At 49.8% G+C, this 24,999-nt stretch carries 21 protein-coding genes, 3 tRNA genes and 1 pseudogene; 15 read left to right on the top strand and 10 right to left on the bottom strand.

All coding sequences use genetic code 11. The annotated features are described in order from the left end of the window. Nucleotides 1-31: 31 nt before the first annotated feature. Genes prmC through hemA form a run of 3 tightly spaced genes read right to left on the bottom strand, consistent with a single transcriptional unit; the run spans nt 32 to nt 3,254 of the window. Complete coding sequence (gene prmC, locus ACJJIP_RS03750; protein ID WP_444946248.1) at nt 32-859, bottom strand: peptide chain release factor N(5)-glutamine methyltransferase; 828 nt, start codon at nt 857-859, stop codon at nt 32-34. A gap of 38 nt (nt 860-897) precedes the next feature. Further along, entirely contained in the window at nt 898-1,980 is a 1,083-nt protein-coding gene (gene prfA, locus ACJJIP_RS03745) for a peptide chain release factor 1 (protein ID WP_020412555.1), read from the bottom strand. After that, nucleotides 1,977-3,254, bottom strand: coding sequence for a glutamyl-tRNA reductase (gene hemA, locus ACJJIP_RS03740; protein WP_444946247.1), 1,278 nt, complete (start codon nt 3,252-3,254; stop codon nt 1,977-1,979). The genes prfA and hemA overlap by 4 nt, the downstream gene beginning before the upstream one ends. A 236-nt stretch (nt 3,255-3,490) precedes the next feature. Between hemA and ACJJIP_RS03735 the strand changes: the two genes are divergently transcribed. The 11 genes from ACJJIP_RS03735 (at nt 3,491) to ACJJIP_RS03685 (ending at nt 12,293) form a co-directional block, all read left to right on the top strand. Continuing rightward, nucleotides 3,491-5,287, top strand: a complete 1,797-nt coding sequence (locus tag ACJJIP_RS03735; RefSeq protein WP_444946246.1) for a tetratricopeptide repeat protein — start codon at nt 3,491-3,493, stop codon at nt 5,285-5,287. Further along, on the top strand, nt 5,271-5,912 hold the full coding sequence (gene lolB / locus ACJJIP_RS03730; protein ID WP_282952621.1) for a lipoprotein insertase outer membrane protein LolB: 642 nt from the start codon (nt 5,271-5,273) through the stop codon (nt 5,910-5,912). Before ACJJIP_RS03735 ends, lolB begins: the two co-directional genes overlap by 17 nt. A gap of 64 nt (nt 5,913-5,976) precedes the next feature. Further along, the gene (ispE, locus tag ACJJIP_RS03725) at nt 5,977-6,879 is read left to right on the top strand and encodes a 4-(cytidine 5'-diphospho)-2-C-methyl-D-erythritol kinase (protein WP_444946245.1); all 903 of its coding nucleotides are present in this window, start codon (nt 5,977-5,979) and stop codon (nt 6,877-6,879) included. Between the two features lie 10 nt (nt 6,880-6,889). Beyond that, nucleotides 6,890-6,964 (top strand) — tRNA-Gln (locus tag ACJJIP_RS03720). A gap of 363 nt (nt 6,965-7,327) precedes the next feature. After that, on the top strand, nt 7,328-8,257 hold the full coding sequence (locus ACJJIP_RS03715; RefSeq protein ID WP_040628500.1) for a ribose-phosphate pyrophosphokinase: 930 nt from the start codon (nt 7,328-7,330) through the stop codon (nt 8,255-8,257). 201 nt (nt 8,258-8,458) lie between these two features. Beyond that, entirely contained in the window at nt 8,459-9,097 is a 639-nt protein-coding gene (locus tag ACJJIP_RS03710; RefSeq protein WP_444946244.1) for a 50S ribosomal protein L25/general stress protein Ctc, read from the top strand. Nucleotides 9,098-9,102: 5 nt separating this feature from the next. Next, a complete protein-coding gene (gene pth / locus ACJJIP_RS03705) occupies nt 9,103-9,699 on the top strand; it encodes an aminoacyl-tRNA hydrolase (protein ID WP_282952619.1) in 597 nt (198 codons plus the stop codon). 205 nt (nt 9,700-9,904) lie between these two features. Continuing rightward, nucleotides 9,905-10,996, top strand: coding sequence for a redox-regulated ATPase YchF (gene ychF / locus ACJJIP_RS03700; protein WP_020412547.1), 1,092 nt, complete (start codon nt 9,905-9,907; stop codon nt 10,994-10,996). A 60-nt stretch (nt 10,997-11,056) separates the two neighbouring features. Then, nucleotides 11,057-12,010 carry a DMT family transporter gene (locus ACJJIP_RS03695; protein ID WP_020412546.1) on the top strand — a complete coding sequence of 318 codons (954 nt, stop codon included), beginning with the start codon at nt 11,057-11,059 and terminating at the stop codon, nt 12,008-12,010. A gap of 92 nt (nt 12,011-12,102) precedes the next feature. After that, a tRNA-Met gene (locus tag ACJJIP_RS03690) sits at nt 12,103-12,179 on the top strand. 39 nt (nt 12,180-12,218) lie between these two features. After that, nucleotides 12,219-12,293 (top strand) — tRNA-Gln (locus tag ACJJIP_RS03685). Nucleotides 12,294-12,399: 106 nt separating this feature from the next. On the opposite strand, the gene ACJJIP_RS03680 is transcribed toward ACJJIP_RS03685, so the two are convergent. The 5 genes from ACJJIP_RS03680 to ACJJIP_RS03660 all read right to left on the bottom strand — a co-directional run bounded on the left by ACJJIP_RS03680 (nt 12,400) and on the right by ACJJIP_RS03660 (nt 18,308). Continuing rightward, complete coding sequence (locus ACJJIP_RS03680; protein WP_353376012.1) at nt 12,400-13,473, bottom strand: sulfite exporter TauE/SafE family protein; 1,074 nt, start codon at nt 13,471-13,473, stop codon at nt 12,400-12,402. Between the two features lie 152 nt (nt 13,474-13,625). Continuing rightward, nucleotides 13,626-14,333, bottom strand: coding sequence for a SapC family protein (locus ACJJIP_RS03675; RefSeq protein ID WP_020412544.1), 708 nt, complete (start codon nt 14,331-14,333; stop codon nt 13,626-13,628). Nucleotides 14,334-14,751: 418 nt separating this feature from the next. Next, nucleotides 14,752-16,128, bottom strand: coding sequence for a S41 family peptidase (locus ACJJIP_RS03670; RefSeq protein ID WP_020412543.1), 1,377 nt, complete (start codon nt 16,126-16,128; stop codon nt 14,752-14,754). A 141-nt stretch (nt 16,129-16,269) separates the two neighbouring features. Continuing rightward, entirely contained in the window at nt 16,270-17,076 is an 807-nt protein-coding gene (locus ACJJIP_RS03665; RefSeq protein ID WP_020412542.1) for an alpha/beta fold hydrolase, read from the bottom strand. A 50-nt stretch (nt 17,077-17,126) separates the two neighbouring features. Then, nucleotides 17,127-18,308, bottom strand: a complete 1,182-nt coding sequence (locus ACJJIP_RS03660) for an MFS transporter (protein ID WP_444946243.1) — start codon at nt 18,306-18,308, stop codon at nt 17,127-17,129. Nucleotides 18,309-18,712: 404 nt separating this feature from the next. Here ACJJIP_RS03660 and ACJJIP_RS03655 point away from each other — a divergent pair, with 404 nt between their 5' ends. Both ACJJIP_RS03655 and ACJJIP_RS03650 read left to right on the top strand, forming a co-directional pair. Next, nucleotides 18,713-19,732 carry a Vgb family protein gene (locus ACJJIP_RS03655; protein ID WP_444946242.1) on the top strand — a complete coding sequence of 340 codons (1,020 nt, stop codon included), beginning with the start codon at nt 18,713-18,715 and terminating at the stop codon, nt 19,730-19,732. Nucleotides 19,733-19,885: 153 nt separating this feature from the next. After that, the gene (locus ACJJIP_RS03650; protein WP_444946241.1) at nt 19,886-20,365 is read left to right on the top strand and encodes a hypothetical protein; all 480 of its coding nucleotides are present in this window, start codon (nt 19,886-19,888) and stop codon (nt 20,363-20,365) included. Between the two features lie 218 nt (nt 20,366-20,583). Here the strand turns inward: ACJJIP_RS03650 and ACJJIP_RS03645 are convergent, their stop codons facing one another. Then, nucleotides 20,584-20,982 carry a hypothetical protein gene (locus ACJJIP_RS03645; RefSeq protein ID WP_444946240.1) on the bottom strand — a complete coding sequence of 133 codons (399 nt, stop codon included), beginning with the start codon at nt 20,980-20,982 and terminating at the stop codon, nt 20,584-20,586. Nucleotides 20,983-21,024: 42 nt separating this feature from the next. After that, complete coding sequence (locus tag ACJJIP_RS03640) at nt 21,025-21,774, bottom strand: zinc metalloprotease (protein WP_282952610.1); 750 nt, start codon at nt 21,772-21,774, stop codon at nt 21,025-21,027. A 28-nt stretch (nt 21,775-21,802) separates the two neighbouring features. Between ACJJIP_RS03640 and ACJJIP_RS03635 the strand changes: the two genes are divergently transcribed. Both ACJJIP_RS03635 and csrA read left to right on the top strand, forming a co-directional pair. Beyond that, nucleotides 21,803-21,973 (top strand): hypothetical protein, encoded by a 171-nt coding sequence (locus tag ACJJIP_RS03635; RefSeq protein ID WP_282952609.1) that lies wholly within the window; start codon nt 21,803-21,805, stop codon nt 21,971-21,973. Nucleotides 21,974-23,515: 1,542 nt separating this feature from the next. Next, nucleotides 23,516-23,698, top strand: a pseudogene (gene csrA, locus ACJJIP_RS03630) (carbon storage regulator CsrA); the annotation flags it as partial. Between the last annotated feature and the right edge of the window lie 1,301 nt (nt 23,699-24,999).

Genomic DNA, 24,999 nt, shown 5'->3' with positions numbered 1-24,999 from the left:
CTCCAGACTATTTTTTAGTGCCGGGCCACAGCTACTTCCGACCCAACGTTATTCTCTCCCAGCCGGAATAATCCCTGCGACTTTCAACATCCCTATACCCCGCTGCAATAAAAATCTTCCGGACGGATTCCGCTTGCTGCCAACCGTGCTCTACCAACAACCAGCCATCTTCATCCAGAAAATCTCCGGCTTGCTCAGCAATCAGCTCTATATCTGCCAGCCCCTCCCGTTTTGCCACCAGGGCCGAGCGCGGCTCAAAGCGTACATCCCCTTCTACTAAATGGGGGTCGGCGGCATCAATATATGGGGGATTGCTGACGATTATTGAAAAGTGCTGCGGTGGCAATTGTGCAAACCAATGACTCTCCAAAACCTGCACATTGCCGAAGCCAAGCCGTTTACGATTACTCTCAGCCAGTGCCAGCGCCGCTGCAGATTTCTCCGCAGCCACAATTTGCCAGCCAGGTTTTTCAGAAGCTAACGCCAGTGCAATAGCTCCAGTACCGGTACCCAGGTCGAGCGCTCGCAGTGTGCTCTGAGGGCAAAGTGCCAGGGCTGTTTCCACCAGCAGCTCGGTATCAGGGCGGGGAATCAAGGTAGAGGCATCGACTTTTAAGGTGAGCGACCAGAACTCCCGCTCACCGGTTAGATGTGCAACCGGCTCGCCGTTTTTACGCCGCACAAGCAATACGTCAAACTCATACTGCTCGGCAGTAGTGAGTTCATATTCTGGCCATGTATAGAGCCAGGTGCGCTCACGGCCGAGAATATGTGCAAGCAGCACTTCTATATCGAGACGAGCCGACTCGCTATTAGTGAGTTCAACACTACGGGCGAGACTGCCCTTCACACTGCTCATAGGAAAACTCTACCCAGTAACGTCACACTGAACTTCAACTACTGCCCCATAGCGGCCAGCTGGTCCGCCTGGTGCTCAGTGCGTAGCGGGCCAATCACCTCCTCCAGAGCACCCTGCATCACCTCATCGAGTTTGTATAAGGTCAGGCCAATACGGTGGTCAGTCACCCGCCCCTGGGGATAATTGTAAGTACGGATGCGTTCGGAGCGATCTCCGCTGCCAACCAGACTCCTGCGCGCATCAGAAATTTCCTGTGCGGCAGCGGCCTCTTGTTCACTGGAAAGCTTGGCCTGTAAAAGCGCCATCGCCTTGGCTTTGTTTTTATGCTGAGAGCGTTCGTCCTGGCACTCAACCACAATTCCGGTGGGCAAATGGGTCAGGCGCACAGCGGAGTCAGTTTTGTTTACATGCTGGCCACCGGCACCCGAGGCGCGATAGGTATCCACACGCAGGTCGGCCTTGTTTATTTCAATAGCATCGCGCTCATCGGGCTCAGGCATCACCGCCACTGTGCAGGCGGAGGTGTGAATACGCCCCTGGGATTCCGTTTCCGGAACTCGCTGCACACGGTGAGCACCGGACTCAAATTTCAGCTTGGCATACACATCTTCACCGGCCACTCTAGTGATAATCTCCTTGTAGCCTCCATGCTCGCCGGCATTCTCACTGACGATCTCAATACGCCAGCCCTGCTTCTCCGCGTAGCGCGAATACATGCGAAATAGATCACCAGAGAAAATTGCCGCCTCGTCGCCACCAGTGCCTGCACGAATTTCCAAAAAGACATTTTTGCGATCATTGGGGTCGCGGGGTAGCAGCAAAGTCTGCAACTCACGCTCCAGGGGTTCCACCTGGGCCTCGGCCTCGCGCAGCTCCTCCTGGGCCATTTCACGCATTTCCTGATCGCTCTCATCGAGCATCTCCTGCGCAGCTGCCATATCTTCTTTAAGCTGTTTATAGCGGCCATAACATTTGACCACTTCTTCCAGCTCGGAGTATTCCCGCGATAACTCGCGGAACTGATCCTGGTCGGAAATCACACTGGCATCACCTAGCAGCGCCGACACTTCCTCGTGACGTTCCTGCAAGTTTTCCAGTTTATTCAGTAGCGATTCTTTCATCTGTGTTTTTTCTCTGATTCGATATCGGCAAGGTCATCCAACCCAACCACTTCGCGGGCAATGCGCAGCCGCTCCAGGTCGCCTTCAGCTGTCGCTTTTTTGAGGCTGATCGTAGGCGCATGGATTAATTTATTTGTCAGTGAGCGGGCCAACTGCTCCATCAGGCGGCGAGGATCCTCACCCTTATCCAGTTGCAAGAGTACCCTTTCTAATTCAGTATCGCTGATTTGCTGTGCACGCTGTCGATAGCTGCGGATGGTATCCACTGCACCAAGCGCCCGACTCTCTTTAGAGAATTCTGCCGCGGCGACTTCAATAATTTCTCTCGCCGCCTCTGCCGCCCTCTCTCGAGAGCGCATGCCCTCATCAATCACTCCGCGCAAGTCATCTACGGTGTAGAGGTATACATCATCGAGTTCACCAACCTGGGGCTCTATATCCCGCGGTACCGCTATATCCACCATAAACATCGGGCTGTGACGACGCTTGCGCAAAGCCGACTCCACTGCTCCCTTACCCAAAATTGGCAGTTGGCTGGCAGTAGAGCTAATTACAATATCCGCGCGGGCAAGATGTTCGGGAATATCGGCAAGCAGAATCGCTTCAGCACCAAAATTCTCTGCCAGCAACTGCGCACGACTGAGGGTACGGTTGGCCACAATGAGTTGTTTGATGCCCTGATCCAGTAAATGACGCGCAACCAGCTCTACTGTCTCGCCAGCACCAATCAAAAGTGCGGTTTGCTTTTTCAGATCGGTAAAAATGCGTGAAGCGAGAGAAACGGCAGCATAGGCCACAGACACCGGGTTTTCGCCGATAGCCGTTTCGGTACGAACTTTCTTTGCCACAGTGAACACGCGCTGAAATACCCGGTGCAGCTCACTACCCACACTGCCAGACTCCCTCGCCACAGCATAAGCAGACTTGATCTGGCCAAGGATTTGCGGTTCGCCCAGAACTAGTGAGTCAAGGCCGCAGGCAACACTCATCATGTGGCGAACCGCCGCTTCCCCAGTGTGGGCATAGCTGCAGCCCCTCAGTTGTTCGAGCGGTATCTGGTGGTATTCTGCCAACCACCGCAACAGAGGCTCCGCCTCCAGGTTCCCGTAGATTTCGGTGCGGTTGCAAGTGGATAGAATCGCAAGCTCCCGGCAGTCGAGCGCTTTGCGGGCATCCCCCAGGGCACCGGGCATCACCTCGGGCGCAAAGGCGACCCGTTCGCGCACCTCTATCGGTGCACTATCGTGGTTGATCCCCAGGGTAAGAATTGGCATAGAGTTCCGTCGGCTATAAATCTAGGAGTACATCATCCGTATAGGGGGCGCATTTTCACGGGCCGCCGCTTTGCTTGCAAGGTCGGGAGACGGTTTAATTGCGCGCTGATTTGACTTAGCGGACCGGGACCCAGCGTCCAGAAGCGGATTCGCGACTAGAATTATATGGCGATAATCGTTTAAAACACGCCACTCATATACAGCTTACGCGCCGCAGCAACGTATGGACACGATCTATGCTCCCACCCCGACAGCCCGATTCAAATCATAATGCCTCGGCCACCCTGCTTCTGACCATCTGCCTGCTGCTGGCAGCCTGTGTCCAGGTTCAGCCCCGAGAGGCAGCTACTGATGCCAAATCACCACCAGTGGCTCAGAACCTAAAAGAGGATGGCGCCGACGCCTCCCCAGAGAGCGAACCCCGCGCTTTTCCTATCGATACCTTCTACACACTTCTGGTGGCTGAAGTTGCCGGTATTCGTGAACAGTATGATGTAGCACTGGCCAACTACTACCACCAGGCAGAAGTTACCAAGGACGCCGGCGTCGCCGAACGAGCCACACGTATCGCCCGTTTCCTGAATGCCCGTCAGGCTGCCCTGCGCTCAGCACAGCTTTGGGTTGAGCTGGAACCAGACAATGCCGATGCCCAATTGGCGCTCACTGCTGAGCTAACTCTTGCAGGAGAACTCTCAGAGGCCATGGTCCACGCGGAGCAGGCTCTAAAATTGGGAGGCAAAGCACCGCTGCAATCCCTCGCCGCCACAGCCATTGGCCGTGAAAAGCTCGACGATCGGATACGCGCAGAATTTGCCAGGCTGGCGCGAGCGTATCCAAACAACGACGAAGTGGCACTGGCCCATGCAATGGTGCTACGCGCTACCGAGCAATACAACCAGGCACTAGTAGTAGTACGCCGTATCCAGGAGAGTCATCCAGACCAACTGGATGCTCCACTGTTACAGAGCCATCTGCTGGTGGACCTGGGCAAGCGGCGTGAAGCCATTGAGCTCCTGGAAAAACTGGTCAGCGTGCACCCCAATGAGACTCGCCTGCGCCTCCAATATGCGCGCCTGCTAATACGCGAAGACCTTGCACTGGCGCGCCAGCAATTCGCCGAGCTGGTCAAACAACGACCTGAAGACGGCAACCTAATCTTGTCACTGGCCCTGATTCAATACGAAACCAATCAGCTGGATTTGGCCAAACCACTGCTCGATAAACTTCTGGAGCTGGAACAACACGAATCAGCAGCACATTTTTATCTTGGCGGCCTGGCCGAAAAGCGAGGAGAGATTGCCACTGCCGTGAAACACTTCCGCCAAGTGGAGCCCGGCAACGATTATGTGGAAGCCATTACCAAAGGCACAAAGCTGCTCGCAACCAGTGGCAAGCATGATGAAAATGAAAAGTGGTTTACCAAACTTCGCCAACAACACCCTCGACAGGAAGAACATTTTTTCCTGATGGAGGTCGAATTGTTGCGAAAAAATGATGAACCACTAAAAGCCCTGGAGCGGGTTGAGCAGGGACTAAAAGTAATGAGTGGCAGTGGTCGTTTGATGTACACGCGTGCACTTCTCAACGACCAACTTGGCAATGCCACTGCCTTCGAGCATGACCTGCGCAACTTGCTGGAGCGCGACCCGGAAAATGCCACTGTACTCAATGCCCTGGGCTACAAACTGATTGATGATGATGCCCGCCTCCAGGAGGCTTTTGAGCTGATCAGTAAAGCGCTGAAACTGGAACCCGAAGATCCAGCCATTATCGACAGCATGGGTTGGGTCCAGTACCGTCTCGGTAATTTTTCTGCTGCGGAAAAGTATTTACGTCAGGCTATGGACAAACTACCCGATCACGAGATTGCTGCGCACCTGGGAGAAGTGCTCTGGGTACAGGGCGATCGTGAAGGAGCTTTAAAAATCTGGAGGGATGGAATGAAGCTCAACCCCCAGAGCAAAATTATTCCGGCCGCAATGAAGCGTTTACAAATTAAAGAAACACTGGAACAGCATGCATCTGACAACTGAAACCACCGTTACACGAAAGTTCTATTTTTTACTGGTGGCCACCCTCGCTCTATTGGTGTCAGCCTGTGCAGGGCAAAAAGCCAAGGAACAACCGGCAGCCGATACCCCACAAGAAACTGCAACACCCACATCGGTGGCACAGCTTAAGCAGTGGACGATTAAGGGCAAGCTCGGAGTGCGCTCGCCGGCCGATAATGGCAGCGCCAACCTGACATGGCAGCAAAGCGGTGCGCAAAACTTTCGTATTCACCTGAGTGGCCCGCTTGGTGCCGGCACTACAGTCATTTCCGGCTCCGCAGGCGGCGTCAGCTTGGTGCGCGGTGATGAGGCTCCGGTTGTCGCGCGCAACGCAGCCCAACTCACTGAGCAAACCCTGGGTTGGCCACTGCCCGCCAGTGAAATGTTTTACTGGGTACGAGGTCTGCCTGCTCCCGGGCCCAGGGGTGCAGAAAGACACAATGATCAGGGACTGTTGCAAAGCCTGCAGCAATCTGGCTGGACCCTCAGCTTTAGCGACTATCGTCAAAATGGGCCTTTCACCCTGCCCACCCGCATCAAGGCACAAACCAACGCCGCCGCCGGACCCGTGAATGTAACCCTGGTTATCAAGGACTGGGGTTTTTAAATGCCGAAACCTCAGCATGCGGGTATCATGGGCCAAACAAAGCTAACCGACCCAACCACCACGCATGCTGAAGTTACCCGCCCCCGCAAAACTGAACCTGACCCTGCGTATTCTTGGCCGACGTGCCGACGGCTATCACGAGTTGCAAACCCTTTTCCAATTACTCGACTACGGTGACGAACTGGAGTTTTCTGCACGCGCTGATGATGTCATCAGCGTAGATGCCGGTGAACTGGATGTAGCCGAGCGGGACAACCTGGTTTACCGGGCTGCCCTGCTTCTTCGAAAGGAAGCCAAGCTTGCTGGTGAAAAATTGCCTGGTGCACATATTCGTCTGATTAAAAAACTACCGCACGGTGGGGGTATCGGCGGGGGCAGTAGTGACGCAGCCACTACTTTATTGGGCCTTAATCATCTTTGGCGCTGCAACCTGCCTATGGATACCCTGGCCGAGTTGGGCCGCCAACTCGGTGCCGACATTCCACTTTTTGTCCGCGGACATACTGCCTGGGCCGAAGGCGTTGGGGAAAAATTAACTCCTGTTATCACTGAAAAACGCCACTACTTGGTGGTGTCTCCTGGTTGCGAAGTAAGCACTGCAAAAATTTTTCACGATTCGCGTTTGACAAGAGATTCTGTCGCAATTACATTAGCGGCCCTTCGCGAGGGGCAGCTCACAGAAACGCCGCTCAGCAGTGAAAAACTGGAAGCTTTTTCCGGTAATGACTGCCAGGCACTGGTTGAGAGTCTCTACCCTGAAGTTCGCGATGCCAGAGAGTGGCTAGAGCAATTTGCACCAGCTCAACTCACAGGCACTGGAAGCTGTGTCTTCACCGCCTTCCAAACTGAGCAAGCAGCCAAATCGGCACTTGCCAGGCTACCGCGAAAATGGCAGGGTTTTATAGCAAATGGTATCCAGGTTTCACCTGTACACCAGAAGCTCGCGAAATTAACCTCAAGAGATTGAGGAAAAATACTGGGGCGTAGCCAAGCGGTAAGGCAGCGGGTTTTGATCCCGTCATGCGAAGGTTCGAATCCTTCCGCCCCAGCCATTTTCTTTTGTATGCTGTGGCGCAAGCAAAAACCGGTTCCGACATGTCTCAGTCGACACTGACCCAGCCGGCCCGGGCCATCCGCATAGGGCTGAGAGCAGCCTCCCCCCAATTTTACAGAGATGTCACAGGCAAGCTTTTTGGCAAACACCTTTCGACAACCTGGAGGCTCCCCAAAGCTAAGAGCAATCACCTGGATGACCAGGGCAAGCCAGCAATCTACTCCAACTTTGCTTCGCTCCCCCCTGCATTCCCGAGTATAAAAATGATGCTATCGCATCCCAACTTCTAGCGGAAAATGCGGGCATCTACACTTCAATTCACATCAAGACAGAATCAAAGGAACTCGCAGTGGCTGACTTAATGGTCTTTACCGGCAACGCAAACCCGGAACTGGCACAGAAAATTGTCGACCATATGGCGATCCCCCTGGGCGAAGCTGCGGTTAAGCGCTTCTCCGACGGTGAGATTGCAGTTGAAATTACCGATAACGTACGCGGTCGCGACGTTTTCGTTGTGCAGTCCACCTGCCAACCCACCAACCGCAACCTGATGGAGCTGATCCTTCTGGTAGATGCCCTGCGCCGTGCCTCTGCTGGTCGCGTTACCGCCGTAGTACCTTACTTCGGATATGCCCGCCAGGATCGCCGCGTAAGATCCCAGCGTGTACCTATTTCCGCAAAAGTAGTTGCCGATATGATGGTGAGCGTGGGCATCGACCGCGTACTGACTGTCGACCTGCACGCTGAACAGATCCAGGGCTTCTTCGATGTGCCCGTAGATAACGTATATGGCTCTTCTGTACTGCTCGACGATATCGAGCGCCAGAAGTACCAGAACCTGGTAGTAGTATCCCCGGATATCGGCGGTGTGGTGCGCGCTCGCGCAGTAGCCAAGAGCCTCGACTGTGAGCTGGCTATCATCGACAAACGTCGCCCGGCTGCTAACGTCGCAGAAGTGATGAACATCATCGGTGAAGTCAGCGGCCGCACCTGCCTGCTGGTAGATGACATGGTCGATACCGCCGGCACCCTGTGCAATGCCGCCAACGCCCTGAAAGAACATGGTGCGGAGAAGGTAGTTGCCTACTGTACCCACCCGGTATTGTCCGGTAACGCCATCAGTAACCTGAACAACTCCGTACTGGACGAGCTGGTAGTGACCGACTCCATCCCCCTGGGGGACAAGATGGAGAAGGCCCCGAAGATTCGCCAGCTGACCCTGTCCGCAATGCTGGCCGAATCCATGCGTCGCATCAGCAATGAAGAATCCCTCTCCGCGATGTTCCGTTAAGACCGGAATGGGAATGCATACCAAATAAACACAGAGTGTCCCGCTATGCGGGGCACTTTGCCTTTGGCTCTGATTCCCGTAGAATACGCGCCCGCCCGGCACCGCCGGGCGATTACTTTTGGGCCCAACAGCCCAATTTACACAAACGCCAGAGCGGTCCGGTCGCAGGTCTCTCTGGACAGACAACCCGAGGTTTAACCCATGTCTGATATCAAACTGAACGCCATTGCCCGCAGCGATGAAGGGAAAGGTGCGAGCCGCCGCCTGCGTCGCCTGGAAGGCCGTGTACCCGGCATCGTTTACGGTGGTGAAGCTGAGCCGCAATCCGTATCCCTGCTGCAAAAAGACCTGTTCAAGGCCCTGGAAAATGAAGCATTCTTCTCTTCCATGCTGACCGTGGACATCGATGGTAAAGAAGAGAAAGTGATCCTGCGCGATCTGCAGCGCCACCCCGCCAAGCAGCTGCTTCTGCACATCGATTTCCAGCGCGTTTCTGCCAGCACCAAAGTACACGTTAAAGTGCCTCTGCACTTCCTTAACGAAGACACCAGCAAAGGCGTTAAAGCCGGCGGTATCGTTTCCCATACCCTGACCGAGCTGGAAGTGAATGCTCCTGCTGGCAAGCTGCCTGAGTTCATTGAGGTGGACCTGGCAGACCTGGAGCTGGATGGCATCCTGCATATCTCCGACCTGAAACTGCCAGAAGGCGTTGAGTCTGCAGACCTGAGCCACGGCGAAGACCACAACCTGGTTGTAGCGTCTATCCACAAGCCTCGCGGCGCCGTTGAAGCTGACGCTGAAGCCGAAGCTGGCGAAGGCGAAGGCGAAGGCGAAGAGTAATCGCCTTGGCTGCGGCACCGGATACCCCGATCCAGTTGATTGTCGGCCTGGGAAACCCCGGGCCGGAATACGATCGGACACGGCACAACGCCGGTGCTGATTTTGTTGTCGAGCTGGCCCGCCAACATGGCACCCAGCTCAGCCAGGACAGCAAATACCACGGCCTCACAGGCCGTGTGCGGATCGGCAGCCGGGAAATCCGGTTGCTGATCCCCACCACCTATATGAATCGCAGCGGCCAGTCTGTCGGCCCATTGGCGAACTTTTTCAAAATTCCCCCGGAAGCCATACTGGTCGCTCACGATGAGCTGGACCTCGCCCCCGGTATCGCGCGCCTGAAAGCCGGCGGCGGTCACGGCGGACACAATGGCCTGAGGGATATCATTGCCGCACTGGGCAACAACCGAAACTTTATGCGCTTGCGACTCGGCATCGGCCACCCTGGCAGTTCGAGCGAAGTGTCCCGGTTTGTACTCCAGCGAGCTCCCAGAGCGGAACAGGAAACACTGGCTGATGCCATCGATCGCTCGATCGACGTACTGCCCACCGCCGCCACTGGCGACTGGGGCTCAGCCATGAAAACGCTGCACACCGCCAAATAGATCCCCCCGGGTAGCTTGCCTTTTGCCCCGGAAATCTCGATAGTGTGCTGCGCCAAATTGCCGGTATTTTCCCGACTGGCCCGGATCATTCAGCGGCCGCGCTACCCAGCCTGCCCAGACTTCCGCCAGCGCAATCACTACCGGACTTCAAACGCAATTAGCAGAGTGCGCGCTTCGCGCCTCAGGCAAACGGAAAAATATCACCATGGGTTTTACTTGCGGTATAGTCGGCCTGCCTAACGTGGGCAAATCCACCTTATTTAACGCACTGACCAAGGCGGGCATCGATGCAGAGAACTTCCCTTTCTGTACCATCGAGCCCAATGCCGGCGTAGTGCCGGTACCAGACACCCGCCTCGACAAGCTGGCGGAAATCGTTAAGCCACAGAAAGTTATTCCGACCACGATGGAGTTCACGGACATCGCCGGGCTGGTTGCGGGCGCCTCCAAGGGCGAAGGCCTGGGCAATAAGTTTCTCGCCAATATCCGCGAGACCGATGCCATCGCCCACGTTGTACGCTGCTTTGAAGATGACAACGTAATCCACGTGGCCAATCAGGTGCACCCTGTTGCTGACATCGAGGTGATCAACACCGAACTGGCCCTCGCCGACCTGGATACCGTTGAAAAAGCTCTGCAGCGCTTTACCCGCGCGGCTAAAGGCCAGGACAAGCACGCTATCAAGATGAAAGCGCTGCTGGAGAAAATCCAGCCGCACCTGGATGAAGCCAAACCACTGCGCTCCTTCGGCCTTTCCGAGGATGAGCTGGCAGACCTGCGCGAGCTGAGCTTGCTCACCGTTAAGCCAACCATGTATATCGCCAACGTGCACGAAGACGGCTTCGAGAATAATCCACACCTGGATGCCGTTGCTGCCATCGCCGCCGAAGAGAATGCGGTACTGGTGCCAATCTGTAACAAGCTTGAAGCGGAAATTGCCGAGCTGGATGACGATGAGAGACAGGAATTCCTGGAAGAACTGGGTATGGAAGAACCCGGGCTGAACCGTGTTATCCGCGCCGGCTACCAACTGCTGGGCCTGCATACCTACTTCACCGCCGGTGTAAAAGAGGTGCGCGCCTGGACCATTCCGCTGGGAGCTACCGCGCCGAATGCGGCGGGCAAGATCCATACTGACTTCGAAAAGGGCTTTATCCGCGCGGAAGTGGTCAGCTATAGCGATTTTATCAACAACAATGGTGAGGCTGGCGCAAAGGAATCCGGCAAATGGAGACTGGAAGGCAAAGATTACATTGTTGCCGATGGTGACGTGATCCACTTCCGTTTTAACGTCTAATACCCTCTCCCTTTTTCGCCTCCCCCCAGAGGGGAGGCTTTTCCCATCAGCGTAGAAGCAATGGCGCAATCAAACTGGAAAGTGGGCCTGCCCCTGACCCTGGTCACCATATTTATGTGGGCGACGCTGCCCATCGCCCTCAAAGGGCTCCTCGGGCATATCAGCCCTGGTACCGCCACCTGGTATCGCTTTGCCGGTGCAGCTCTGCTCGCAGGGCTCTATTACGGCCAGGCGCGCGCACTAAACTTGCGACCACTATTTAGCCGCATACTCCTGCCATTCACACTGCTGGCTGTAATCGGCCTCCTGGTAAACTATCTCGCCTATGCCAGCGGGCTGAATTACATCACCCCTGGTGCCGCTCAGATGGTTATCCAATTGGCGCCCCTGCTTCTGCTTATCTCCAGCGTGCTCTGGCTGGGGGAAAGTTTTTCCCTTCGCCAATGGGGTGGTGTAGCTCTGGTGGTGATCGGCCTGCTACTGTTTTTCAACCAGCGCCTGGAAGAACTCACCAGTGGTGCGGGTGGAGACTATCTGCTCGGGCTTGGTTATATCCTGATTGCCGCTGTCACCTGGGCTGTGTACGGTTTCTTCCAGAAGAAAATCTTGAGCAGGGCAACACCTCAGGACCTACTGGTAGTGATTTATATCGCAGGCACCCTGTGCTTCCTGCCAATGGCCGATCCAATGAAGGTTTCCCACCTCGGCTGGCTGGAGTGGGCCCTGCTCGCCTTCCTTACTGCAAACACCCTGATCGCATACGGCGCCTTCAGTAAAGCCCTGGCAAATTGGGAGGCATCCAGTGTCAGCGCTACCTTGTCATTAGTGCCAGTGATCACCCTGTTGCTCAGTACGCTGATCAGTAGTATCTGGCCGGACTATATTGCTGTTGAGCCTCTGAACTGGATCAGCTGGGCTGGCGCCGTTGCCGTAGTAGCGGGTTCGGCATTTGCCGCTATCAGTTCCGGGCGCCACCCCAGCAAGCCCCTGGGTTCAGATAAAAAAAATCGCTAACTAACTGAAAAGAATACAAAAAAGGTGTTGACACACCCAGCCCATCGATTAATAATGCGCGCCCTCGGTAAGGCCGAGGCAACAAAAGAAATGGCAAGGTAGCTCAGCCGGTTAGAGCGCAGCACTCATAATGCTGAGGTCGGGAGTTCGAGTCTCCCCCTTGCTACCATTTCAAACCACAGAGACTATTCTTTGTGGGTCTTGAAACTGGGGCGTAGCCAAGCGGTAAGGCAGCGGGTTTTGATCCCGTCATGCGAAGGTTCGAATCCTTCCGCCCCAGCCATCTTCCAAAATTTATTCTTCAGGCCCAGTCCAGGGCAGTAACCCAAAAACTAGCGTGCTGATTTCAGAGTACAGCTCCATTCGCCTCTATCTAGCTAGAACAGTAACTACTTAAGACCCTGTACAAGCACCGGGTCGGTATCCACTGAACCACGCTCACCCACCAGATCCTGACAGCCAGCCGATAGCTGCCTGTTCTGTTCCCGGCGCAACCCCAGAGCCCGCAAACACTCAAAACCCGCCAGGCAGATCAGTAATGCCAACAGCACCAGCCAACCACCATAACCGCGCATAGCCTCTTCCTCAGACATACAGGTCCACCCAAGCTGTACCACACACAGGAAGGCCACAATCAGAAGCGTGGGCTTGCGCCCAATCAGGCCAACCACAAAGACACCCAGGGGGGCGCCCAGAGCCACCACCGGCGCCGCTGCCAGCCAATTGCCAAATACACCCGGCTGCCAGTCTCCGACCAAAGACTTCACCAGTACCCCGAGCACAGAGCAAAACGCCATAATCACTACCGAAGTAGGGATAGCCACCTTGAGGTCTACGCGACTCAACAGCACCAGAGCTGCATAGACCAACATATCCACACCCACACCAGTGACTGCCACAACACTGAAACCTGCAAAGGCCCCCAATAACAAGCCCACCCGAAAATCTGTTGGGCACTGAGGGTCGCCCGCATGCTCACAGTCGGTGATCTCGCTAAGTCGGTACAAGTGAAATATTCCGAAACTGCCCCAAAGCACGGCGAAAGACAGTTTTACCCACAGCTCGGGAATCAGTGGTGCAAACAGCAGAATTCCTGCGGGTGTTGTCAGGAGTGCCCCCAATAGGGCTCCGCGCAACATGGACCATGCCAATTGCTGCTGCCGGCAAAGAATGAAGAGGCTCGCACTGACCATACCAATGGATTGCACAGCAAAGCTGAAATCACGACCGTGGCTGGCCGGCATATCAAACAGCAGCACCAAGACAGGAAACCCCACGGTACCGCCACCCATCGGCGTAGAGCCAGCCGCATAACTGCCAATCGCCATGGCCAATGCCATAGACCAGTTTTCCAGGGCCAATGTCAGATTGTCCCCTTGGACAATCAGAAACAGCCACACCCCGTAGAAAACCGCCAACCAAGCAAACCAGTAGCGGAGGGAAAGCCGCGCTAGGTATTTCATCTTATTATTCGCGAGCTAAAACGTCAGAGGGCGCTAATAGTGGTACGACAAGGAGAAGGGATCAAGGCGGGATACAGAATGCTGATAACTACATCCCGAAAATCTGACGACTATAGGCCGCCCGACAACCACAGCTGCCGGGCGGAACAGGATCAGTTCAGACGCTTCCGGCGAATCAGGCTTTGAACCTGCATGGAGGACATCATAGAAGCGTAGATAGCCGGCAAAGCACCGCGCTTACGCAACTCAAGGAAGTCCTCATCAGACAGATTGTTCAGCTTCTCCTCATCAACCACGAAGAAACCAGTCAGATCGTAAGGCTTATCATCTTCGCTCACACGCAAAGTCAGTTTTTTCTGGGTCAACAGGTCTTTAGACACCAGGAACTCAATAAACGACTCGGTAACCGCTACACGCTGGGCAGTTTCAATCACTGCCTGGGCACGGTTTTTCAGGTAGTCAGTCTGCTCACCTTCACCATCAAACAACGGCTCACCTTCAGACTCACTCAGCATATTGGAATCTTCATCGATACAGAGAACCGCCTGATCGGCATTTTCCGGATTTTTCACCAGCACGAACGGGTAGGTGCGAACTTGCAAAGGAACATAGCTGCCATTCCAACCTTCAGAGCCGGAGAACAGGTTCTCCCCCGGACGCAGACCAGTTAAGGCAACCACTTTAAACTGCTCAGTATTCTGATCTTTCACAAACAGGATCGGGTAGCTCTGGGCCGCCTGAACAATCTCTTGAACTACCAAAGGCAGAATGTGGTTGCCGCTGACATGGTCAAAAGTAATGTCTTGGGTGAGTTTCAGGTTGGCATGTGCCTTTTTATCCAAAGCTTTAATCTGTGCCATAAGTACAACTCCTAGCTACTTTTATAGTTACTTAATTTTCAGAGATACCCTAACGTACCACTTTATCGGCGCACTAACGATGACAAACGCTTTCCCGCCGTCGCCGGAAACCAAAGCCAGCATTAAACAGGTAAGCGAGCCAACAGGCAAACAAAGCCTGTTGTAAATGCCTTAAAGCAAAAACTAATCGATTATAGAGACTGTTTTCAAGACAGCAGTGCCAATAGTGGCTTCAGACCCCCATAGAAACGGGAAATAGCCAATAATGGCACCTTCTGATAAAAGCCCCTGTTGCAGGCACCTTCAAAATCTATGACGCACAGTATCCACAACAGCAAGGGGCTCCCTTAAATACATGGGAGGAACCTGACCGTCGAACGGAATCGATAATCGCGAGCCAGCTCATATCAGGGAGGAATTAAAGCTTAACCCTAAGCTCGTTCAGCGCTCTCTCGAGCACTTCGTCCTTATCAGAGCGCACCGTATCCAGCGTACTCTCAACCAGGATATCCGGCTTAATACCATAGCCAACAAACTCCCTGCCATCGGGGAAGGTATCCCGCTTGGTACACACCCTGAAAGTACCACCTCCTGGGAGGTCCACGAACATAGGTTGCCCCGTGCTGCCATAAGTTGGCTCACCCACAGTAGTAAAATGTTCGAGAGAATCTGCATATACCAGGAAGTCCTCAGCTGCTGAAACGGTATTTCGGCCGATCAACACATAGGTTGGCACTATGTGGTTACTATCCAATTTGGGCTCAACTATATCCCCGGAGTCTTCACCAAACTCCCATATAGTGCCTTCTGCATAGGGGCGATACTTCTCTAATTGCTCGAACTGATTGGCAAATGATCCCCAAGCTTTATAAGCCGCAATATGTTTGGGAGTTTTCCAAACAGAACCCTGTAAAATACGATCAGCCAAGTAAGAGATTATCTCTCCGGCATAAGCAGAGTTACCTCCATTATTAAAGCGCAGATCAATAATCAACCCTTTGGACTTAACAATCTCATCGTGGTGAGATTTAAACTGATCAACAACCTCCTGTTTCTCAAAAGTATTTAAAGCTACATAGGCTATATCATCATCAAGCCACTTAAGCTCAAATGGCTCGCCATTCGACTGAGGTTGTGTAATAGAGATGTAATCAATCTTCCTCCCACGCGCATCCCGTTTAACCTGAACCTCTTTCACTTTGCCGTCTGGAGTCTCAATAGTGAATTCTGCCGTGGTATCCGGTTTACCATCCAAGGCATCCCGAACCGCAGTACTCCAGAGAATATGCTGGGTCGAGCTGGCAATATAAGGCATTACCTGCTCCTTTAAATAGGTTTGAAGATCCTGCCCATTTACCGAAACGACAACAGAGCCAAGTGGAATCACGGACTCCACCCCCTTCTCGACCCCCGTAACTATTGCTTGATGGCCAGCTTCGGCCAAGCGAACAGCAGGCCAATCCAGGTACTTGGCTGACATACCTTTAGGGTAATAAATATTGGTATGGCCATCTTGCAGGAGTGCATTAAGCCGCTTTAGCTCACGATAATACTCATAAGTGTTTTCTGTAGCCAAAACCCGCGGAATAAATTCCTGATACCTTGCATCAAAGTCCAGTTCAGGAACCTGATCGAAGAAAGCGAAGTTATAGCTAACCTCTTTCCAGTAGAGAGATAAACCATACAGTTTTTCTGCATCGGATAAATTTTCTGTTACCTCATTAACGTTATCTGCGTATACAGAGCTGGTGGTGGTAACAGCAATTGAAAAGGCCAGAGCAATCTTTTTAAGCACAATAAAAACCCTAAATTTATTAGGGTTCCCATTTTATACATTTAGAAAAGTTGGTAAATGTAGACTAACTTAACAAGGCAACAATTTGTCGAAACCAGTGGTATGAAATGATCTTATTTGCCTCCTATTTATCCTTATCTGTTATTTATAACCTCTGGAAATCAGCGCTAGTACTTCTTTCACCACCATTTCGGGCTCATCATTTTGAGGATAGTGATAGCTCTTCTCAGTCAAAACAGCTTTACCCCGTGGAAACGCTTTGGCCCAATTTGAATGTAACTCCCCCCACCTATCCCGGGCCTCATCAGTAAAGAAAAGAAGAGGAGGGTTATCATACTTTTTAATGGAGGCAATTACTGTGACGGGTATATCGGGGATTTGTGGATAATCAGGTAAAGGGCGTTTAGACCAAAAGTCCAGGTACTGATTCGACATGCCGTTCTTCATATCATCCAGTTTTACCTGAGCAATTTGCTCTTCGGCCAACTCCAAATTCAGCGATCGCATAATATCCACATCATGCTCGGAAGAAGGCTCTATCAGCATCAACGCTGCCATTCTTTCAGGATACCGTGCGGCAAAAGTTCGGGCTACATGAGCACCATAGGAGTGCGCAATATAAGTAACTTTCTCTTTAACCCCCAAAGCCGCCAATAAAGCCCTGGCCCCTTGAGCATAATCCTCAGAGCTAAAATGCTTCTTAATGGCCGTTGATTTTCCGTTGCCCACACGAGAATAACGTATTACTCGTGCATGCTTCGCCAAGTCATCATAGATGGAATCCCAATCCTGCATCCCGGCCGAACCCCCGGCTTCGAGAAACAAGGTGGCCTCACCAGAGCCTTTGATCTCATATTCAATATGATATTCACCAACAGAGATTGTCTCTGAATTTACAAATGTACTTAGCGGCAGAGTAAATATCATTATTAAGAGAGCTACACGCATATAGAATTCCTATTTATTAAAATTCCCGACCTAGAATTAGTAGGGAGCTGCTAAGTTGCAGCCACCCCCTGCCCCAGGCGCGCTTCATTGCCTGGTCCAGGTTGCTCCGGCACTAGTTGGGCCAAACCAAGAGAGACCAGGGCCATCAAAGATCCGGCAAAGAACACCATAGCAGGAGAGGTCAGCCAGAGCAGGCCGAATAGAACCGGAATAATAACCGCTGCAACGTGATTAATAGTGAAACTAACACCCGCAGATGCGGCGATATCACGCTCATCCACAATCTTTTGGAAGTAAGTTTTGATTGCAATGGCCATAGAGAAGAACAGATGATCAATAATATAGAGCGCCGCAGCTACTATCGCACTCTCCACTAAAGCATAACCGGCAAAAACCAGTATCAAGCCGATATATTCCAAAGTAAGGATACGGCGCTCTCCAAACCTTACGATAAACTGACCGATTTTTGGCGCGATATATAAATTGAGCAGGTGGTTTACTGTATAGAGCGCAGCAATTTCGCCAACACTATAACCAAATTTTTCCACCATTAGAAAACCGGCAAAGACAATAAAGATTTGTCGTCGCGCGCCGCTCATCATCGTTAACGCATAATAAAGCCAGTAGCGCTTACGTAGCACTAATTGCTTGCGCTGACTATGGGGTTGAGGAAACTGCGGGAAAAGTACCCAGGCAGCCAAAGCAATAAGAACAGTGATGCCACCGCCGATCATATAAACCCACGAGTAGTCTAAACCGGCAAAATCCATCAGACACCAAACCAGACCATAGGCTAGAAGCGCTGCAAATGAACCTGCAGCGGCCATACGCCCCATCCAGATTGCCGAAGTCTTCTTTGGAAACCACTGCAAAGCCAGAGAGGTTTGCAGGGTTTCATAGAAATGAAAGCCGATCGACATCAATAATGTCGTGAGTAATAAACCTGTGAGAGATGGAAAAAAACCGGTCAGCATCACGCCAATCCCGGTCGCTACAAGTGAGAGAAGTGCTAAGCGCTGCTCCCGGATAAGTAGCAATACAAATATCACTGTAAACGCCAGGAACCCGGGTATTTCCCTGACACTCTGTAACAGGCCAATATCAGCTCCGGTAAATGAAGCCTTGGCTATCACAAAGTTATTAAGGAGAGTATTCCAGACAGAAAAAGACAGTGGCATTGAGGCTGCAAGGACTAACAGCAGAATTTCCGGTCGACGGAGGCATTGTAACATGGCGGGACTCCTACAATAAGGGCAGCAATATACGCTATACCACGTTGACGTGTAAATTGAGGGTAATATGACTGCCAGGTACCGAAAAACCGCCTGTTAATTCTACTCAGCTGTAAAGACAAGACTCCTCTCAATTGAGCCCCACAAACTCAACAAGAACTCGCCAAATGGAACTCTGGAACTTTAGTCTCTCCTCGTGAATATAATTGGGTGTACCGATTATATTCCTGACATCTAACTGGCTGTTTGAAACCGCTCTTCTGCGAAATATCGATTTTGTAAACCTTTATAAATGAGCACCAATTATCACCTATGCTTTGACCAGGACTCAGCTCACATATATTTCCATGCTAGGGTATAAACACATAAATTCTCCTTGACGGCTTAATCACTGGAACTGGCATATGAATATCTACCCAAAACTTCATACGCTGTCACTAAAAATCGCTATCTGCGCCATTTATTTCTTATCTACTCCATTAACTTCTGAGGTACAAGAAAATAAACTGCCAGACGGGCTCAAGTTAAATGAGTGGAAAGTACCCTGGCAGGGGCTGCCCAGAGACCCCCATGTGGATAACAAACAGCAAGTTTGGTTCTGTGGGCAGGCCGGCAACTATATCGGTCGATTTACCCCATCCGATCAGCAATTTAAAAAATTCGAGGTTCCTGAAGGAACACACCCTCATAATCTGATAGTGGATAAACAGGGTATGATCTGGTATGCAGGCAACCGCAATGCTCACATTGGGCGTATGAATGCAGAGACAGGTAAAATCACTCAATACGCAATGCCTAAAGGCGTAAATGATCCACATACACTGGTTTTCAACCATGATGGCAACATCTGGTTTACAGCCCAGCAGAGCAACCGCATAGGCATATTGGATGTCAATAGTGGAGAAGTGAAAATAGCCACACCTCAAACGGCCAACGCACGTCCTTACGGAATCAAGGTAGATTCACAAAATCGCCCCTGGGTTGCCCTATTTGGTACGAATAAATTAGCTTGGGTAGACCCTAAAACCATGGCGGTAAACGAAATCTCAATTCCCCGGCCGAACGCTCGGCCTCGTAGGCTGGAAATCGATACCTCCGACAATATCTGGTATGTAGACTATCCAGAAGGCTATCTTGGCAGATATACGCCCAGCACAAAAGAATTCAAGGAGTGGAAGCTCCCCACTGAAAACCCTCGCCCCTACGGAACCGCAATGGATAACAAAGGCCGGCTATGGGTAGCAGACACCGGCGATATTCCTAACATCATCTTTGCTTTTGATATAGAAACACAAAAATTTGTCAGCCAAACTACCGTACCCAGTGGGGGAAACATTCGATATATGTATTTCGACAACAAAGATGGAAGCTTTTGGTTTGGTGTCGATGCTGGGTTCTTGGATCAGGGAATACCAAAAAACTGAGCCAGTTCTAAGTTTAAAAAATATTAATCCCTTAACCAAGGGACCCTCTGTTGGTCAAAATAATTTTTTGAAAGTAGTTAAGCTCAAACTTTACTACCCTATCCAGTTATTTTATCTTCTTTCCAAATATAAAAATCACACAAGGAGATAAACATGCCAAACAATCCCATAGGAAACAAAATTTATCCAACTGGAGGAGCCTCGCCTTTAGTAGACGTTCTTATGAATAGAGGATTCGAAGGGGGAAACCCAATATATATTCACTACACAAGTCAAGCTGGATTTAATCAGATCTTAATGATAGACAAATTTATTAAAGGAACCCCAGACAGGACACGCCGGGGTCTGTCTGCTAAAACTGGAGTTTATTTAACGCCTTCAACACAGTGCTTTAGCCCAAGCGATGCCCACACCCTTCTTTTTTTCTCAGAAGATAGATATAAAAATAGTGCCACTCATATGTTTATTTTTATATTCAAGCAAGGCGTTGAACTTGAGGATTATGCCGTTAGCTCCAGCAGCCCATATCGAGAACTAATTTATAGGGGAGATGTTGATTTTCGTGCAAACGGAAATGCAAAAATGCTGTACGGTGGAAGAAATCGATTTATTGATGGGAATCCCTGGAATTGAATCTACCAAAAAAATCATAAGCTCCGAGAATATCTCTCGATACAGGGCCAGCTTTCCGAACCTTATCGAGGGATTACTTTTCAACGGCTTGCAACCTTTGATTTAAGAATTACTAATCATCATAAAAGGTTTCCGTGAATTAATTAAGGAGACACTAAAATTTTATTTAAATCTTAACTACACAAAAAGTAAACATCAAAAAGTAAACATGCAGGTGCCTACTCTGGTGGAGGTTGCCAATTGATCACAGCGGGATAGGCCTTATTCTCGCATAACCAAATCACAGCTCGAACCCCAGGCCTAAGTCCTGCTTGTGGATCAGTCACTTTTCCCCAGTCACTCGCCAGAAACTCTTTCCCTTGTAGGCGGAACTGCCCTAAAAGTGCTTTCCAGCCAGGCATTGTCAGCACTAATGATTCTTTAGTGTCGTAATCAGTGGAAATCCATACCTTAATACTGTTTCCTTCACGCACCAATTTTGTCACCTCTCCCTGCCAGGAAGTCAACTGATTTCTATCACAAGTGACATAACCTGGCACAGCGAGCCTCTGGGCAGTTACCTTAGACGTACTCACCAATATCAAGGCACATAGGATAAATAATCGGATGCTGTTCATAATTGTCAGTGTATCGGGGGGAATAATCCCCCCGAAAAATTATTATAGGCCGCGATAGGTACTGCTTTGCTCATCAGCGCGAGTGGCCTGCCCCTCTGTAAATTCGTACATGCAGCTATCGTCCGTGTAATCCATAAAATTTGTAATCGGATCAAGACCGGCTGCGTTCCGTCCCCTTGTACAGGAATCCCTGCCTACTGGGCACCCATAAGCCGGTGACCTTTCTGCAGGAGTATCAGAGACATAATCCCCATTTCCACCACAGCCGCCCTGGAAGGTATGATACAAACCTAACCAGTGGCCAACCTCGTGAGTAAGGGTATCGCCCTCATTGTAAGGCGCAGCATCGCCGCCAGGCACAGAACCGGTTAAAATAACTACCCCATCATCCAGTGGATCTGAGGAATAGCTGCTTGGGAAAGTTGCCCACCCAAGTAGGCCACCACCGATATCAGCCACATAGATATTCAGGTCTCCCGCATCACCAACACGCAATGAGCTTTTCATAGCGCGCTCTGCGGAGGAACCATAACCAACGTTATACCAAGAATTATTGGCCGTTACTGAAGTTGAAACCAGATTAAAAGTAAATGGTGTACTCGCATAAGCATCATTAAGCACCGCCATTTGCGAATTAATTACATTGCTGGGTAGCGAACCATTATTTGCGTTATCAGTAATAACATGAAAGTACACATCAATAGTTACAGAGCCAGCTGGACGTAGTGTATGACCTCCACTGCTTATATTACGAGACTGTCCACGCAGCGCAGTAAAATGCTGCTCTTTCAAAGCAGCCTCCTGAACAGAAGGATGATTAGTGCCACAACGTTTAAATTTAGCATTGTCATTAGCACGCTCAATCGAAGAATCACTCTCAGCAAAACCGACAGCAGGTGATATTAGCAAACACAAAGATAATGCAGTTTTTATTGAAGTTGAAAGATTAGCTTTTCTCATAACCGGAACCTTAATTTTTTTATTAAATTGATAACCCCAGACAGCCCGATCACCTTCCACTCTCAAACCAACTCATGTCAATAGTACCAAATCTCAAAAGCGTGATAATGACATCAATTTCTTTTATAGGGCGGCAAGTTCGACATAAAAAACCACCCCCCATAAAGCGGGAAAAAACCCAACCAACAAAGGAAAATAAAAAATACACCAATGACAGGAAAAATAGTTTCAAGAGAAATTATTTTCAAAGCAAAAATAAGGGACCTATTAAAATCGGCAAGCTATACCCAAAACAAATACAACCCTTGAATACAACACAAAATATTTAAACAACCATAGATATAAGAGCCACCGCAACTCCAACAAAAAGAGCAATTAAAAGGTGGGGCCAAATTCCAAACAAACAAAAATCTCAGCAATTATCATCACCTGCCCCTTTGCCGTATTTCTCGGCCCTACACCAATTAACCTTTTTTATTGATATAAATGCTATTGAAATTGGCATATATTCGAAAACCCAGATACGCATTATCATTAGTGCGGCTTTAATTTTAATCGTGAATCACAGCTTATTAATGACAACCACAGAGATAACCAGAGTAAAATTCAAGATGTACGCTACTCCGGAAGAATACTAAGAAAGTGGTCTCAGCCAGAAGGATACATCTGAACTAGCAATGCAGGAGCTAGAGAGAGACCATAATGCTCATCGTAATTTAACAGAAAATACTTACTCCTTTGCTGCCTTTGTATTGCCATTCATATTGGCTTTTCCTTCCATAATTGCCACCATTTCCTGGATTCGCCGTAGCCAGACCTGGTCATACTGACCTACCGTACAGGCAACAACAATTTGCGTGGCTTATTTATGAGTTAGTCTTTTAGTGATGTATGGAATGGCAAGTTATTTAATTATTGCCTGGACCGCTTAATATATTATTGGACCTGAAAGGTTTAGCAGTTATTTAGGCCATCACTTACACAGCCAACAATCCTAGGGCCGTTCAGCTTGTTGTGCTGGAGCGGTAGCGAGTTTTAGAAATTTTCTAATCGAGAGACGACATGAATAAAAATAGGCGCCCAAATAATCTTATTCAATTTTATTAAGTTTTTTTCAGCATCAAAACTACGTAAAATCAATAGAATTTGATCAGCAATATGGGCCGTACTCGAACAAGCCTCTATGAGTTCATACCCCCAAATACCTAAAGATACCTAAGATCTTTTTAAATGACCCATTTTCTCTAAGGAGAACGTTAGCGTGAAGTAAGTACAGATAAAAGGCGCTGACCCAAGGTGCTACCAACACCAGGGGCCAGCTAACCAAATTGATAATCAGACTATCAAAGTGGCTATATGCATAGTACGCTAGAAACCTGCTCGTCTTCAATAAAGGCGAACACATTCAGTAGCTTGGAGCGATTTTCCAAGCTCTGGGAGCGTAGCGTCCGCCTTTTCTTATTTCACGCCTACCGTTCTCGTGCCCCACCCTTCCTTTCCTGCCAGCATTACTTTCCAAGCCCTCTCATCCCGGAAGGTCTACCCATGGTTAGAGTTTAAATAGGAAACGAATATGTTGATCTTGAAGCGCAGGACCGGCGAAAACCTAAGGATTGGGGCTAATGTCTCAATCACAGTATTGGAGATTAGAGGTAACCAAGTGAAGATAGGAATACAAGCTCCCAAATCTTTACCTGTTCATCGCGAGGAAATTTACAAGCGTATCCAAAAAAAACTAGAACTGACCAATAGAAACCGTTTAATAAAAGAGTCTGCCAATAGGAAATGCTCAACCCAGACCGGATAACACTAAGCTATTCTAAGTTGATTATAGTTTTTGCATACTCTCTCTAAATATTACTAGAGTTCAACCATCAGGGAGCAGGACTGGACTACACCTTCACCAAATGAAGCTGAACATTATCCAGTCTTTTGTCCAAAACAATGATCCTGGTACCTTTTAGGGGTGGAATCGAAACTGCTAAATTTGTTTAGCCTTCAGTGTGTTTTACAATACTACTCAGAATTCTTATAGTCCAGCTGCCTCTGGTTTATACCCTCTTTCCTAGCTGTCACTAAAGATGCATATAGGTCGCACCTCACAATTGCCCCCTTTACGTTATAACTTTATTAAGCCTTAAACTAAAAAAAATGAGCACACATTAAATATATTTTTTCCAGAATCTGGATTGGCAACACTAACAGCACTTTTTTTATTTTAACTACCCTACCATGTTAATAGATATGAGGTTTTAGAAGAATAAAAAATAGTTAACCTAAAGATTTTGAGAAAGCACCAACCAAATAAACCTCCATTATGATCCTATATAAAAAATTCCAGCTTAAAGAATAATATTAAATTGCTCAGTCTTCTAGAATTTGAGCAAAAAACGTCATGGATGGAGAATAATCTAAACTGCATCTATCAAACTCTCAAAATACTGATTCACTTTTTTACGCCCATGAAAATACTCTCACCAAATCATAAACTCTAAAAAACCTCCGTAACCAGCATACATAGACTCAAAAATTTCACTTTCTTTATGTGCTCGACACAACCTCAATTCTGAGAATCTATTTTCCTAACAATAAAGCCAATTCCGTTTATCCAGTTCAATTCGCCTTCAGCAACCAAAACATCTCCTATTTTCGAGAAGAGCTACCAATCTCTGTAGCTTTTTATTCAAGGCTATTTCCCATCAATTGGAGATTCGGATACAACTTCAACTCCTCCAATATCCCAAGGAATCTGCATAAAAATTTTTGATTTATTCTGACCTCGCAAGTAAGGTACCTCTGATAACCTGTCAGCCCTTCATAGGGGAGGTATGCGTTTTTTGCGCGCCTGGAGAGGCATGGCTAGGAAAGGGCAATGGCGTCTGGCGTGGAGCTTGCACAGACTCCCGCCAAGCTACGCAGACTGTCAGCTCTTGTTCGAAGCTAAAACGAAAGCAAGGTGACAGCGCGTCATTTTTACCTGTGTAGGGCCTAGCGTCGAAGGTTGAGGGCGGACGCTCCTCCCAATCAATGGGTGTCCCGAATTACGTTTCTCTATCC

Source organism: Microbulbifer variabilis, assembly GCF_052467165.1.
The sequence above is the reverse complement of the archived record's forward strand: the minus strand, read 5'-3'. Positions and strand labels throughout refer to the sequence as shown.

What these genes read in the sequence shown, in the direction of transcription:
- ACJJIP_RS03710 (WP_444946244.1), top strand. Translation starts at nt 8,459, where the DNA reads ATGTCTGATATCAAACTGAACGCCATTGCCCGCAGCGATGAAGGGAAA.
- ACJJIP_RS03660 (WP_444946243.1), bottom strand. Translation starts at nt 18,308, where the DNA reads ATGTTACAATGCCTCCGTCGACCGGAAATTCTGCTGTTAGTCCTTGCA.
- ACJJIP_RS03655 (WP_444946242.1), top strand. Translation starts at nt 18,713, where the DNA reads ATGAATATCTACCCAAAACTTCATACGCTGTCACTAAAAATCGCTATC.
- hemA (WP_444946247.1), bottom strand. Translation starts at nt 3,254, where the DNA reads ATGCCAATTCTTACCCTGGGGATCAACCACGATAGTGCACCGATAGAG.
- prfA (WP_020412555.1), bottom strand. Translation starts at nt 1,980, where the DNA reads ATGAAAGAATCGCTACTGAATAAACTGGAAAACTTGCAGGAACGTCAC.
- ispE (WP_444946245.1), top strand. Translation starts at nt 5,977, where the DNA reads ATGCTGAAGTTACCCGCCCCCGCAAAACTGAACCTGACCCTGCGTATT.
- ACJJIP_RS03680 (WP_353376012.1), bottom strand. Translation starts at nt 13,473, where the DNA reads ATGAAATACCTAGCGCGGCTTTCCCTCCGCTACTGGTTTGCTTGGTTG.
- ychF (WP_020412547.1), top strand. Translation starts at nt 9,905, where the DNA reads ATGGGTTTTACTTGCGGTATAGTCGGCCTGCCTAACGTGGGCAAATCC.
- ACJJIP_RS03650 (WP_444946241.1), top strand. Translation starts at nt 19,886, where the DNA reads ATGCCAAACAATCCCATAGGAAACAAAATTTATCCAACTGGAGGAGCC.
- ACJJIP_RS03665 (WP_020412542.1), bottom strand. Translation starts at nt 17,076, where the DNA reads ATGCGTGTAGCTCTCTTAATAATGATATTTACTCTGCCGCTAAGTACA.
- ACJJIP_RS03735 (WP_444946246.1), top strand. Translation starts at nt 3,491, where the DNA reads ATGCTCCCACCCCGACAGCCCGATTCAAATCATAATGCCTCGGCCACC.
- lolB (WP_282952621.1), top strand. Translation starts at nt 5,271, where the DNA reads ATGCATCTGACAACTGAAACCACCGTTACACGAAAGTTCTATTTTTTA.
- ACJJIP_RS03675 (WP_020412544.1), bottom strand. Translation starts at nt 14,333, where the DNA reads ATGGCACAGATTAAAGCTTTGGATAAAAAGGCACATGCCAACCTGAAA.
- ACJJIP_RS03645 (WP_444946240.1), bottom strand. Translation starts at nt 20,982, where the DNA reads ATGAACAGCATCCGATTATTTATCCTATGTGCCTTGATATTGGTGAGT.
- ACJJIP_RS03715 (WP_040628500.1), top strand. Translation starts at nt 7,328, where the DNA reads ATGGTCTTTACCGGCAACGCAAACCCGGAACTGGCACAGAAAATTGTC.
- prmC (WP_444946248.1), bottom strand. Translation starts at nt 859, where the DNA reads ATGAGCAGTGTGAAGGGCAGTCTCGCCCGTAGTGTTGAACTCACTAAT.
- ACJJIP_RS03695 (WP_020412546.1), top strand. Translation starts at nt 11,057, where the DNA reads ATGGCGCAATCAAACTGGAAAGTGGGCCTGCCCCTGACCCTGGTCACC.